Annotated in this window: 10 protein-coding genes and 1 tRNA gene; 4 read left to right on the top strand and 7 right to left on the bottom strand. The window is 64.0% G+C overall.

The genetic code is table 11. The annotated features are described in order from the left end of the window. Positions 1–19 precede the first annotated feature (19 nt). The 3 genes from ACWAT4_RS15795 to ACWAT4_RS15785 all read right to left on the bottom strand — a co-directional run bounded on the left by ACWAT4_RS15795 (position 20) and on the right by ACWAT4_RS15785 (position 2533). A complete protein-coding gene (locus tag ACWAT4_RS15795; RefSeq protein WP_249154244.1) occupies positions 20–1144 on the bottom strand; it encodes a rhomboid family intramembrane serine protease in 1125 nt (374 codons plus the stop codon). A gap of 361 nt (positions 1145–1505) precedes the next feature. Then, a complete protein-coding gene (locus ACWAT4_RS15790) occupies positions 1506–2057 on the bottom strand; it encodes a cupin domain-containing protein (RefSeq protein WP_212301795.1) in 552 nt (183 codons plus the stop codon). A gap of 188 nt (positions 2058–2245) precedes the next feature. Beyond that, complete coding sequence (locus ACWAT4_RS15785; RefSeq protein WP_212301796.1) at positions 2246–2533, bottom strand: usg protein; 288 nt, start codon at positions 2531–2533, stop codon at positions 2246–2248. Between the two features lie 380 nt (positions 2534–2913). Between ACWAT4_RS15785 and ACWAT4_RS15780 the strand changes: the two genes are divergently transcribed. From ACWAT4_RS15780 to ACWAT4_RS15770, 3 genes are read left to right on the top strand one after another with little or no spacing between them, the layout of a single operon-like run. After that, on the top strand, positions 2914–3228 hold the full coding sequence (locus ACWAT4_RS15780) for a co-chaperone GroES (protein WP_018322058.1): 315 nt from the start codon (positions 2914–2916) through the stop codon (positions 3226–3228). A 46-nt stretch (positions 3229–3274) separates the two neighbouring features. Continuing rightward, positions 3275–4915 (top strand): chaperonin GroEL, encoded by a 1641-nt coding sequence (groL, locus tag ACWAT4_RS15775; RefSeq protein ID WP_128951015.1) that lies wholly within the window; start codon positions 3275–3277, stop codon positions 4913–4915. A 37-nt stretch (positions 4916–4952) separates the two neighbouring features. After that, the gene (locus ACWAT4_RS15770; protein WP_449730880.1) at positions 4953–5204 is read left to right on the top strand and encodes a GIY-YIG nuclease family protein; all 252 of its coding nucleotides are present in this window, start codon (positions 4953–4955) and stop codon (positions 5202–5204) included. Between the two features lie 87 nt (positions 5205–5291). Here ACWAT4_RS15770 and lepB read toward each other — a convergent pair whose 3' ends face one another. Both lepB and ACWAT4_RS15760 read right to left on the bottom strand, forming a co-directional pair. Next, positions 5292–6038 (bottom strand): signal peptidase I, encoded by a 747-nt coding sequence (gene lepB / locus ACWAT4_RS15765; RefSeq protein WP_449730879.1) that lies wholly within the window; start codon positions 6036–6038, stop codon positions 5292–5294. 153 nt (positions 6039–6191) lie between these two features. After that, positions 6192–7154, bottom strand: coding sequence for a helix-turn-helix transcriptional regulator (locus ACWAT4_RS15760; protein ID WP_449730878.1), 963 nt, complete (start codon positions 7152–7154; stop codon positions 6192–6194). A gap of 248 nt (positions 7155–7402) precedes the next feature. Here ACWAT4_RS15760 and ACWAT4_RS15755 point away from each other — a divergent pair, with 248 nt between their 5' ends. Beyond that, positions 7403–10822 (top strand): autotransporter outer membrane beta-barrel domain-containing protein, encoded by a 3420-nt coding sequence (locus ACWAT4_RS15755; RefSeq protein ID WP_449730877.1) that lies wholly within the window; start codon positions 7403–7405, stop codon positions 10820–10822. A 35-nt stretch (positions 10823–10857) separates the two neighbouring features. Here the strand turns inward: ACWAT4_RS15755 and ACWAT4_RS15750 are convergent, their stop codons facing one another. Together ACWAT4_RS15750 and ACWAT4_RS15745 are read right to left on the bottom strand one after the other, a co-directional pair. Continuing rightward, positions 10858–12021, bottom strand: coding sequence for a slipin family protein (locus tag ACWAT4_RS15750; protein ID WP_212444361.1), 1164 nt, complete (start codon positions 12019–12021; stop codon positions 10858–10860). A gap of 411 nt (positions 12022–12432) precedes the next feature. Then, a tRNA-OTHER gene (locus ACWAT4_RS15745) sits at positions 12433–12504 on the bottom strand. Between the last annotated feature and the right edge of the window lie 9 nt (positions 12505–12513).

Below are 12513 nucleotides of genomic sequence, written 5' to 3'. Positions count from 1 at the left end.
CGAGCCCGGAATGACACCGTCAGCCGCACAACTTCGTCTTGTCCAACATGCGACGCACCTCGCCCAGCTTGGCGCGGCACGGTTCGACCGCCATGGCTTTCGCCTCGCTGGACCGTCCTCGCGCGAACAGCAACTGCGCCAGCACGGCCTGCGCCGCTGATCGCACCGGCCCGCCCGCGACATCCGACGCGGCAAGCGAGATGACGGTTTGCACTTCGGTCTCAGCGGAATTGAGGCTGTTTTGTTCAACGAAGAAGATCGCACGGAACAGATGAGCCCGCGGATCCCTGGGGTAGCGCGTGACCAGATCGAGCGAACGGCTGGCCATCTCGCGCGTATTCGCCGGCATTTCCGACGCGCGGATAAACTGCCTGGCATCGGCCATGTAGGACCGATAATGCGCAGCGGCGAAGCCCGTGCAGATCAGAGATCCGGCGCAGCCTGCGAGCAACGTCATGCTCGCGCTCCGCGGCAGGCTGTCATACGACCAGAAGACGAGCCACGGCATGAGGGCAAGCGCGCCGCCGGCCAACGCACCACCCGCATGGGCAAAATAATCGGTGTTGCCGGAGGCGCCAAAGGCAAGCGGCAGCAGTGCGGGAACACCGAAGAAGAGCGACGTCTTCAGTCGCGAGATGGTTAGATCTGCGTCCGCTTCGGGATCGAAGCTCGCGACAAACAGCGCGGCGATGAGCCCGGTAATGGCGCCTGACGCACCGACGCCTGGCACGCCATGGGCATTGCCCAGGAGCGAGCCCGCCTCGCCGACCAGCGCACTGGCAACAAAGATCAGCGAAAACCAGCCACGGCCGATCAGAGGCTCCAACCGGACTCCGACGATGAACAGCGCAATGCAGTTGCCTATGAGGTGCCAATCGCTGCCATGCAGAAGCGGCGCAAGGCCGATCCGCCACCACTCTCCTCTTCCGACAACCAGATCGTAGCTGGTCGCGCCATAAGCGATCAGCGAGCGGACATCGAGGGAGCCGTCCCGCGCAATATCGATGGCCAGATTGCGTTGCAGCGCGAAGATCAGAAACAGACCGAAGATCAAGCCGATGGTGAGGAAAGGGATATCGGAGAGAAGCTTGTTGTCGCGAAAGAGCGAACCCTCACTGGACGCGGGCCCATCGTCGTCGCGCATGACAACGGGAGCGGCCGGCGCGACGGCCGGTTGAAACGAGGCTCTTGAGGTTGGCGCTACGACGCCGCGTCGGCCAAAAGTCGCCATGAAGGCATTCCCGCATGTTCACAGCCTTGAGTTGACGCGAGGAATCTTTTCGACGGGTTAGCGGCCACCCTGCAGGCGGCGAAAACCATCTGACTGGTAGTTGCCCGGTTTCCCGGATCGAGCGCATTTTAGAGATTGCGGAATGTCATTCCGGGGCGCGACGAAGTCGCGAGCCCGGAATCCATTTCGTCACACGTATTGCCGTTCGATGGATTCTCAGGTGCGCAATTGCGCACCGTAACTCGCGCTGCGCGCGTCCCGGAATGACGACAAGCTACGCCTTCAATTCCACCGTCCGAAACTCCGCCGGCAGGATCACCTCCAGCAGTTCGACATCATCCGAATAATCCAAAATCATGTGCTTGATCTTGGGCGGCTGGGTCCAGGCGCTGCCTTGCTGCATCAAGGTCTCGCCCTGCCCGTCCATGTAGGTCTTCACCCAGCCCTTGAGCACGTAGACCATCTGGAAGTCGACGTCGTGGAAGTGCAGTTTTGAGACTTCGGCGGGATCGCAGGGGCCCTGCAGGCGGATCACATGGGCTTGCGCGAGGCCGTGACTGGCAGCGGCGATGCCGAGGTCGCGGTATTTGGCGTAAGCGCGCAGGCCGTCGGCCTTGAAGTCTTCCTCGCGGTGATGGCTGATGGCGATGCGCTGCTTCGGGCGCGCCGGCTTTTTTGCCGAGGTTTTTGCCGTTGTCGGGCGCGCCTTCGCCTTCACCGCCTTGCGTGCGGAGGATCGCGCGGCGGACTTGGCGCCGCTCCGCTTCTTCGCCGCGGTCTGGACCGCGCTACGCGATTTTGCTTTTTTGCTTGTTTTCTTGGCCATGAGCCGTCTCCCGATGTTGTTATGGGAGAGGCTAACACGGAAACAGATCTCGTAGGGTGGGCAAAGCCAAGCGTGCCCACCATTGCCAGATCCGATCGCGAAGAGATCGTGGGCACGGCGCGCGAAGTGCGGGCGCCCTTGCCCCCCCCTACGAGAGCTGCGCTCGCTACGAGAACCGGTGCTCTATCTCAATTCAACCGGAACACACCGTCCACGGCGCGGAGTTCGGCCGGCTTGATGAGCTTCGAATGCGCCACCGTCACCGAATGCAGCGGACCGTCGAGCTTTTCCTGCCAGAACGCCAGGAAGTCGGTAAGCGCGGGGAATTTCGGAAACATGTCGTAGTTCTGCCAGACATAGGTCTGAAGCAGCGAGGGATGATCCGGCATCCGGTAGAGAATTTGGGCGGTCGTCAGCCCGTAGCCCAGCATCTGTTTCCGGAAGTCCTCGGAAACGCCCCCAACCCGCAGTCCCATGCCAACCTCCTTTGCAGGAGCGCATTCAGGGGGTGGCTTGGTCCGGTACGCTTCTTGACGAGCCACCCGGCGACGATGCGCTCACATGATAGAAATGTGACGCAAACTGACAACCCATCTCAAGCCCAAAAGTTTAACAAGCTGTTGAAATTCAATGCGTTAGCAGCAGTGCCGGCTCCGTGCTAATACGGTCCGGCCATTCGGTTAACGATGGTAAAGAGATTTGGCACTTGGGCCTTCAGAGTGCCGAATTTTCTGCTAGAAGCCCTTGCCCCCGCAAAATTCCTGTCCTATCTCAGCTCGGCCTGTGCTGGCACTCGCTGGCACAGATTGCTAACACGTTGAAATCATCAACTCGTGCAAATGCTTAGGAGAGCTGCATGAAATTCCGTCCGCTTCACGACCGCGTCGTGGTCAAGCGCATCGACGCAGAAGAGAAGACCGCCGGCGGCATCATCATCCCCGACACTGCCAAGGAAAAGCCCTCCCAGGGTGAAGTCGTCGCCGTCGGCCCGGGTGGCCGCGACGAAGCCGGCAAGCTGATCCCGATCGACCTCAAGGTCGGCGACCGCGTGCTGTTCGGCAAGTGGTCCGGCACCGAAGTCAAGATCGACAGCCAGGATCTGCTGATCATGAAGGAAAGCGACATCATGGGCGTTCTCGACGTCCCCGCTTCCAAGAAGAAGGCGGCCTAAGCGCCCCCCTCTCCCTCCAGTCATACATCTCAAGGAAAAAATCCAGATGGCAGCCAAAGAAGTCAAATTCTCGGTTGAAGCGCGCGACAAGATGCTGCGCGGCGTCGACGTTCTCGCCAACGCGGTGAAGGTCACGCTCGGTCCGAAGGGCCGCAACGTCGTGCTCGACAAGTCGTTCGGCGCTCCCCGCATCACCAAGGACGGCGTCACCGTCGCCAAGGAGATCGAGCTCGAGGACAAGTTCGAGAACATGGGCGCCCAGATGGTGCGCGAAGTCGCCTCCAAGTCCGCTGACGCGGCCGGCGACGGCACCACCACCGCCACCGTGCTCGCCCAGGCGATCGTGAAGGAAGGCGCCAAGTCGGTTGCCGCCGGCATGAACCCGATGGACCTCAAGCGCGGTATCGACCTCGCGGTCGAAGCCGTCGTTGCGGACCTGCAGAAGAACTCCAAGAAGGTCACCTCGAACGACGAAATCGCCCAGGTCGGCACCATCTCGGCCAACGGCGACCAGGAGATCGGCAAGTTCCTCTCCGACGCCATGAAGAAGGTCGGCAACGAGGGTGTCATCACCGTCGAGGAAGCCAAGTCGCTCGAGACCGAGCTCGACGTCGTCGAGGGCATGCAGTTCGACCGCGGCTACATCTCGCCCTACTTCGTCACCAACGCCGACAAGATGCGCGTTGAGATGGACGACGCCTACATCCTCATCAACGAGAAGAAGCTCTCCTCGCTGAACGAGCTGCTGCCGCTGCTCGAGGCCGTGGTGCAGACCGGCAAGCCGCTGGTCATCGTCGCCGAGGACGTCGAAGGTGAAGCGCTCGCGACCCTGGTCGTGAACCGCCTCCGCGGCGGCCTGAAGGTCGCGGCCGTCAAGGCTCCGGGCTTCGGCGATCGCCGCAAGGCCATGCTGCAGGACATCGCGATCCTGACCGGCGGCCAGGCGATCTCGGAAGATCTCGGCATCAAGCTCGAGAACGTCACGCTCAACATGCTCGGTCGCGCCAAGAAGGTGATGATCGACAAGGAGAACACCACGATCGTCAACGGCGCCGGCAAGAAAGCCGACATCGAGGCGCGCGTGGCCCAGATCAAGGCGCAGATCGAGGAAACCACCTCGGACTACGACCGCGAGAAGCTCCAGGAGCGTCTCGCCAAGCTCGCTGGCGGCGTCGCGGTGATCCGCGTCGGCGGCGCGACCGAGGTCGAGGTGAAGGAGCGCAAGGATCGCGTTGATGACGCGATGCATGCGACCCGCGCGGCTGTCGAGGAAGGCATCGTCCCGGGCGGCGGCGTCGCCCTGCTCCGTGCTTCCGAGCAGCTCAAGGGCCTGCGCACCAAGAACGACGACCAGAAGACCGGCGTCGAGATCGTTCGCAAGGCTCTGTCGGCTCCCGCTCGCCAGATCGCGATCAACGCCGGTGAAGACGGCTCGGTGATCGTCGGCAAGATCCTGGAGAACAAGGCCTACGCTTACGGCTTCGACTCCCAGACCGGCGAATATGCCGACCTCGTCAAGAAGGGCATCATCGACCCGACCAAGGTGGTCCGCACCGCGATCCAGAACGCAGCTTCGGTTGCGGCGCTGCTGATCACCACGGAAGCCATGGTCGCCGAGCTGCCCAAGAAGGGCGGCGCAGGTCCCGCGATGCCCCCGGGCGGCGGCATGGGCGGCATGGACTTCTAAGTCCAACCACCTCAAGAACTACGAAACCCCGGCAGCGATGCCGGGGTTTTTGTTATTCAACGATGCACTCTATGGCAGTATTCTTCTCTCGTCATTCCGGGGCGGCGCGGAGCGCTTCAGTAAGAAATATTCCGTCGACAAACTGGCCTGGTACGAGATCTACGATGATCCGGTGACCGCCATCACCCGCGAGAAGGAACTCAAAAAATGGCGCCGCGATTGGAAGATCCGGCTCATTGAGAAGCAGAATCCGCAGTGGATCGATTTATATCCACAAATCACGGTCTAAGCTTGCAGATCGATGCATTCCGGGCTCGGCGCTTCGCGCCGCCCCGGAATGACGGCAGGACAGACGGGCCCGGGACCACGGGCGCCCTCACCCCACCTTCCCCATCCGGTCCGGGCGCAGACCGCCTCTGGAGTCGAGCGACCAGAAGATCCGCGTCACCTTGCCGACGAGATTGTCCATCGGGATGAAGCCCATCACAGACATGAAGCGGCTGTCGGTCGAGTTGTCGCGGTTGTCGCCCATCGCAAAGAAGTGGCCTGGAGGTACGGTGTAGACTTCGGTGTTGTCGGCAAAGCCGTTGTCGACACAGTCATAGGTGATATAGCTCGCCCCATTCGGCATGGTCTCGCGCCAGCGCTTGGCCCTTGCACCGACCTCGCCGCCGCAGGCGGCGCTCGCGGACACGTCCTTCAGCGCGACGCGCGTGACCGGCTTGTCGTTGAGGAAGAGCTGCCCCTGCCGCATCTGGATGCGATCGCCGGGCAGGCCCACGACGCGCTTGACGTAATCGGTCTTCGTGTCCCTCGGCGAGCGGAATATGACGACGTCGCCGTAGGCGGGATCGGCGGCACGGAAACGGCCGGAGATGAATGACGGCGCAAAGGGAAAAGAATAGCGGCCGTAACCATAGGTGTATTTGGCAGCGAAGACGTAGTCACCGACGACGAGCGTCGGCATCATCGAGCCGGACGGAATGTTGAACGGCTGAAACAGCACGTAGCGAAACAGGATCAGCGGCGACCACAGCACGGGGACCAGCAGGATCAGGATGACGATCGCTCTCCATTCGCTGGATTTGGCCCGCGGCCGGATGGTGCTCTCAAGAGTGGTCATCGCCTGCCCCGCCGGAGACTATCGCCGCCACAGGATTGCGCAACCTGTGGGCGCGCGCAATCCCGGACCTGCATGACTTGGTCGTCCGGTTGTCGGCCTACGTTCAACCCGTCTCCGCGGCGGCAGTCGCCGGATGCATCCCGTGCAAGTCGGTCAGCGGCTCCGAAAATCGTTCGGCGCGCTGCCGAAGCGGCGGCGGAAGCTGCGGTTGAAATAGGAGATGTCGCTGAAGCCGCAGGCGAGCGCGATGTCGCTGACCTTGAGGGCGTCGTTGCGCCGGTCTGCCAGCATGGCGCGGGCCTTGGCCAGCCTGAGCTCAAGCACGCGCTCGGTGAAGCTTTGCCCGCTCTCGTGCAGCAGCTTCTGGATATAGCCCGGCGACACGCCGATCGTCGTGGCAAGGCGCTGCACCGAGAAGGCGGGATCGGCAAAGCCTCTTGCGATCAACGCAGTGATCTCGGCATGGCGCGCCGAGCGCATGCCGCGCATCTGCGCCATCACTTGCGCATCGCCGGAGGCGCCGAGTGCCAGCACCACCAGATCCTCGACCGTGTCGAGCACGTGATCGGCCAGCGCCGGATCGTCGGTCGCCATATCGGGCTCGTCCAGCAGGCAGAGATAGCGGCGAAGATGCCGCAGCGCCGGCAGCTCCCCGTCGAGCGAACGGCCGACGAGCGCCTCGGCGCGGGCACCGAGCGCACCGAGCATGCGCCGGGGAAACGCCATCACGACATAATCGCTGGCGCCGACATAGCCGTAGGCCTCGTCGGCACGATAGAGCAGCGGTTGCGAGTCCGGCACGACGGTCTCTCTGCCGCGCTGGAAAAACCGATGCGTGGTCTTTGCGAGGTTGAAGCCGATGCTGAGCTTCTCGTCGCCTGACGTCGCGATCTGCTGGGTTTCGCGCTGCCCCGCATGTGGCGTGCCGCGAAACCGGCACATGCCGAAATCACCGATGCGGGTAAAGCTCCAGTGGCCGGTGAAGGGATCGCTCGACAACCTCTTGAGGTCGTCGATCCGCCCGCAATAGGTCTCCTGCCAGAGCCTGAAGCGCGCCTCCTCGTCGTGATGGGTTGAATGCCCATCCGTCGAAACCGCAAATTTCTGGATCGTCAAACCTAGCCCCGATCGCCCATTCAAGCCCTCACATTTGTCCGGCCCGCGGCAAAAGGGTTCAAGCAATAATCTCCCCTCGCCTTCATGCCCCCGAGAGCGCCCCGTCCCGTGGCAGAAAGGCGACAAGCCGGCCAAATCGGCACGAGGCGGCCCTAGTCCAAATCCAGTCTAGTCCAGAACAAGACAGCCCCGGCAGCCCATGCAAATTGGCCAAGTGACTTGATTCACTTGCTAATTCTGGGTGAGACGTGAAACTCCTGTCTGCGTATCGATCCTCGCTGCTGGCCTCTTCGACGCTTCTGACCGTCCCGTTCCTCGGCATGACGCAGGCCATGGCCTGCGTCGCCAATGGCACGACGACGGTCACCATCAACTGCGCGTCCGACACCGCCACGACGAACACCACCAACACATCCAGCGCCAATACCAATACCGACGATCGCATCCAGTCATTCGATGCCAACCTCGTCGGCACCATTCCGACCGGGCTCGGCTCCGGGGTCATCGTCGCCGGCGCGGGGTTCGAGTTGAAGGCGGCAGGCACGACACCGCACACCATCTACATGACCAACAACGGCGCGGTCAGCGTCCCCCTTGCCGGCGTGACGACCGGTGCCCTGCAACTCGACGGCAATGGCGGTGCGATCACCTATGGCGGCTCGGGAACGGTGGCCGGCGGCAGCAACAATATCGGACTCTACATCGCCAACGCCGCGGGCGACATCACCTTCAACGGCACCGGCAAGATCTCCTCTGGCTTTGGGTCCGGCATCTATACGCAAACCACAGGCAGCGGCGTCACCACGCTGAACATCGCCAATGACGTGACCGGCGCCGGCGTGTTCTTCGGCGCGATCGCGGCCTTCGGCGTCAACGGCCTGACCACCATCAACATGACCGGCGGGACGGTGAGCGGAAACACCGCCGCAATCGAAGCCCACTCGAACCTCAATGGCGGCGTCACGGTCAACATGACCGGCGGTTCGCTCGGGGCGTCGGCGGCGGCGCCCGCCGGCAACATCGGCATTTTTGCGCAGAGCGCCGGCGCCTTCGGCGACGTGTCCGTCACGTCGGGCCAGATCTTTGCGAAATACACCGGCATCTTTGCGGGGAACACCAACACTTCGGGCCTCGGTAACATCAAGGTCGACGTCAACGGAGCTGTCGTCGTCACCACGGCTCCGGTCGCCATCAACCAGGGCGCCGTTGTCGCGAACCATGCCGGCAGAGGCAACGTCACCGTCAACGTCAACGCTCCCGTCACGGCACTGGTCAACGACGCCATCGGCGTCAGCGCGACGAGCACGGGAACCGGCTCGGTCACCGTCAATGTCAACGCCGACATCAACGCCGGCACCAACATCAACGGCCGCGGCGTGACCGCGGGCGCCACCGGCGGCTACACGAATATCGTCATGACATCAGGCACGATCCAGAGCGGCGGCGACGGCCTGCGCGCGGCCGCGCTTGGCGCCTTCAGCGTCAACGTCGCCATGACGGGCGGCCAGATCGGTGGCCCCGGCGGTCCCGGCGTCGCTCAATCGGTCGGCGGCAGCGGTATCGTCGCATCGAACCTGACGGGAGCCACCGGCAGCATCAACATCATCTCCGGCAAGATCTACGCCGACACGATGGGCGTCGTCTCCACGATCGGCAACGCCGCGAACAACTACAACACCGTCATCACCGCGAACGGCGCGATCAGGGCTGGCTCCTTCGGCATCAGCGCGAGCACCGCCGGCACGGGCGCGATCCTCGCGACCACCAACGCCAGCGTCGTCGGCAGCACCGGTGTCGCGTTCTCCGGCGGCTCCGCCAACAGCCTGACCAATTCGGCGACCGGCAACATCTCGACGCTCACCGGCGTCAACGGCTACGCCGTGCTCGGCGGAACCGGCAACGAGACCGTGAGCAATCTCGGCACGATCACCGGTCAGGTCGATCTCGGCGGCGGCACCAACAGTCTCACCAACCAGAGCACGGGCCTGCTCAATTCCGGCACGCTGGTCGCGGTCGGCACCGGCAACAGTTTCACCAACAAGGGCAGCTATGCGCCCGGCGGTGCCGGAACGGTGATGACCACGAACCTCACCGGCAATTTCATCCAGACGAGCAGCGGCGTCTATATGGTCGACGTCACCCCTGCGACTTCCGACAAGACGTCCGTGAGTGGCACGGCCAGCCTGGCGGGCACCGTGCAGGCGACCTTCATGCCGGGCAACTATGTTGCGAAATCCTATACGCTGCTCTCGTCGGGCGGACGCTCCGGCACGTTTGCGACCCTGAACACGATCGGGCTGCCATCGGGCTTCACGGCCAGCCTGTCCTATAACGCAACCGATGCGAAGCTCGACCTCATCGCGACGCTTGGCGGCACCGGTGGTGGTGGCGGCGGAGGCGGAGGTGGCGGGACCGGAGGCGGCGGAGGTGGTGGCGGCGGGACCGGAGGTGGTGGCGGCGGCAGCATCAGCACAGCCCTGACCACAAACCAGTCCGCCGTGGCGACGTCGCTGAACAATTATTTCAACGCCGGCAACGGGCTGCCAGCGCAATTTATCCCGCTGTTCGGCCTGAACGGCACGTCGCTCGGAAACGGCCTCGATCAGATCTCCGGCGAAGTCGCGACCGGTGCACCGGCCGCAGGATTTCGCCTGACGGATTCATTCCTCAACATGATGCTGGATCCGTTCCTGGAAACCCAGCTCGGCGAAGGACCAGCACGGCCGCGCGCGATTGGCTATGCATCGGAGCCCGCGCTTCCGCTGGCAGTTGCGGCCGCCAACAACGCCATGGGCATGGCGTCGGCGCTCGACACGGTCGAGCGACGCTGGGGCACCTGGGCTGCGGCCTATGGCGCGCAGGCCAGGCGCAGCGCCGACACGGTGATCGGCAGCCATGCGCTCGACGCACGCAATGGCGGCGGCGCGGCCGGTGTCGACTATCGCGTCTCCGCGAACACCGTCATCGGCGCCGCGATCTCGGGCGGCTTCACCAATTGGGGTGTGGACACGCTCGGCTCGGGCCGCGGCGAGACGTTCCAGGCCGGGCTCTATTCCTCGACGCAGCTCGGCAATGGTTACGTGTCGGCGGCAGCCGTCTATGGCTGGCACGACCTCAGCACAAATCGCACCGTGATGCTGCCGGGCGCCTTCGATCGGCTGGACGCCAGCTTCAAGGCGCAAAACTACGGCGGCCGCATCGAGGCCGGTTATCGCATCGCGCTGATGAATTTCGGCATCACGCCCTATGTCGCCGGACAGGCCCAGAGCTTTCACACGCCCGCCTACACCGAGACCGGCGTCGCCGGTGCCGGCGGCTTTGCCCTCGCCTACGCGGCACAAACCTCGACGCAGGTTCGCAGCGAGCTCGGATCGCGTTTCGACAGCCGCTTCCTGCTGGACGGCGGCGCCGAGCTGATCCTGCGCGGCCGCGCAGCCTGGCTGCACGATTACTCCGACCGGATCACGTCAACGGCAGCCTTCCAGGTGCTGCCGGGAACGGAGCTCACCGTGACCGGCGCTGCACCGGTTCGCGATGCGGCACTCGTCTCGCTCGGCAGCGAATTGCGCTTCGCACGCGGCTTCTCGCTCGCTGCGAAGGCCGATGCCGAGCTGTTCGGTCGCGGCAACGCCTACTCCGGAACGGCGACGCTGCGCTACGGCTGGTAGAAGCGTGAAGGGCCGCCCGTGGGCGGCCCTTCTGTTTACGCGCTCTCGGGCGCCTTGAGGCGCACGAGCCGGGTCAGGAGGGCATCGAGGCCCTCACCGCTCGTGGCATGGAGGTCGATGCGGCCGACCTTCTCGACCAGCCGCTCCAGCGACTCCAGCTCCTTGAGCCGAAGCAGCAGGGGGTTCTCCTCCATCAGGCGGGCGGTGTTCAGGAGCGACCGCGTCGCCGCCGTCTCCTCCTGCCGGCGGATCAGGTTCGCCTTGGCGACCCGCTCCGCCTCCACCACCTTGTTCACCAGCTCCCGGATCTCGCCGGGCAGGATCACGTCCTTGACGCCGAGCTCGGTCACCTCGACACCGGACTCCGCGACGCGTGCACGCACATAGTCGCGCAGCTCCGCATCCAGCGCCGCCTTCGCAGACAGCACCTCGTCCAGCGTCCGGCCCGCGACCGCCTCGCGGATCGCGAACTGCACCAGGCGGTACAGCCACGCATCCACGTCGGGCACGGTCGCAACCGTGCGCTCGGGATCGACGATCCGGCGGAACGCCGTCAGCGTCACCCGCAGCGCGATGCGATCCTTGGTCAGCATCTCCTGCGCGGTGATCTCGACCGCCTGGGGCCGCAGGTCGAGGCGCTTCACCTCGATCTTGCGGCCGACGGTCCAGAAGGCGTGCCGGCCGGGCGCGAGCCGCTCCACGAGCCGGCCCTCGACATAGAGCAGGCCCGCCTCGTGGTTCTCGACCACGGTCTCCGACGTCACGGTCGAGCGGTTGCGCTCGATCATGGTCAAGTGCCGCGCGTCGACACGGGGATCGTGCGACACATCGATGCGCTCGACATCGATGCGGGTTGCGACCTTCCAGTAGACACGCACCTGCCAAGGCGTCATCAAATGCACGGGCCGGCCGTCGAGGCTGACGATCGCAATCTCGTCCGCCCCGGTCTCGACCGCCTCGAACAGCTCGGCGGCAAGATCCGGCCGCGCGGCCTTGAGCACCGCGTAGCGATCCGTGGGGAATTCGGTACCCACGACGTTGTACACAGTGGCCGTCAGCTCGTTGCGCAGGTCGAACAGCCGATGCCGACCGGGCGCGAGCACACGCTCGAGCTGGCCGTTCCGCGTGAGTAGCGCGCGCTCACCGTCCTTCACGGTGATGGCGGTGGTCAGCAAATGCCAAGTCTTCTGGGTCGTCACGACACGCCTCCTTCGTTTGCCGCCGGCCCGTAGGCCATGCAGCAGGTTTTCAAATTGCAAAGGACGTGAGGACGCGGACGACGCTTCCCGGGAAATCGGCGGACCGGGGTTTGAGCTTGCGCGATGACGGGCGCACGCGCGCGATCGCTCGACGCGTGTCGAGCGTTCATGCGGAGCCACCCGGCATCGACGCAAGCGGTATCTACCCGCGGCGCAAAGCCGGTCTCACAGTGTCTAGGTTCGGACGGAAAGCCTTGCGGCAAAACGGCCGGACTGCGACTGAAGCGCGCGTCCGGTCCTCGTCAGAGGTATCAGCTTTTCAGGCTGAAACGGAGCGCTTGGAGCGGGATTCGAACCCGCGACCCGATGATTTTAACGTCACCTGCTCTACCCCAACTGAGCTATCCTTTGTGGGACAAGAGACCGGAATCGAACCGATGCCTTCGGGTTTCAGCCCGACGCTCTCCATGAGCTACATCCTGCTTTTGCCTT

The organism is Bradyrhizobium sp. T-1, assembly GCF_053592855.1.
Note: the sequence above shows the minus strand (reverse complement) of the source record. Positions and strands in the feature narration are given on the sequence as shown.

Bases quoted from the DNA above. Each gene is read 5' to 3' on its own strand.
- ACWAT4_RS15795 (WP_249154244.1), bottom strand. From the start codon at position 1,144: ATGCGCGACGACGATGGGCCCGCGTCCAGTGAGGGTTCGCTCTTTCGC.
- ACWAT4_RS15790 (WP_212301795.1), bottom strand. From the start codon at position 2,057: ATGGCCAAGAAAACAAGCAAAAAAGCAAAATCGCGTAGCGCGGTCCAG.
- ACWAT4_RS15785 (WP_212301796.1), bottom strand. From the start codon at position 2,533: ATGGGACTGCGGGTTGGGGGCGTTTCCGAGGACTTCCGGAAACAGATG.
- ACWAT4_RS15780 (WP_018322058.1), top strand. From the start codon at position 2,914: ATGAAATTCCGTCCGCTTCACGACCGCGTCGTGGTCAAGCGCATCGAC.
- groL (WP_128951015.1), top strand. From the start codon at position 3,275: ATGGCAGCCAAAGAAGTCAAATTCTCGGTTGAAGCGCGCGACAAGATG.
- ACWAT4_RS15770 (WP_449730880.1), top strand. From the start codon at position 4,953: ATGCCGGGGTTTTTGTTATTCAACGATGCACTCTATGGCAGTATTCTT.
- lepB (WP_449730879.1), bottom strand. From the start codon at position 6,038: ATGACCACTCTTGAGAGCACCATCCGGCCGCGGGCCAAATCCAGCGAA.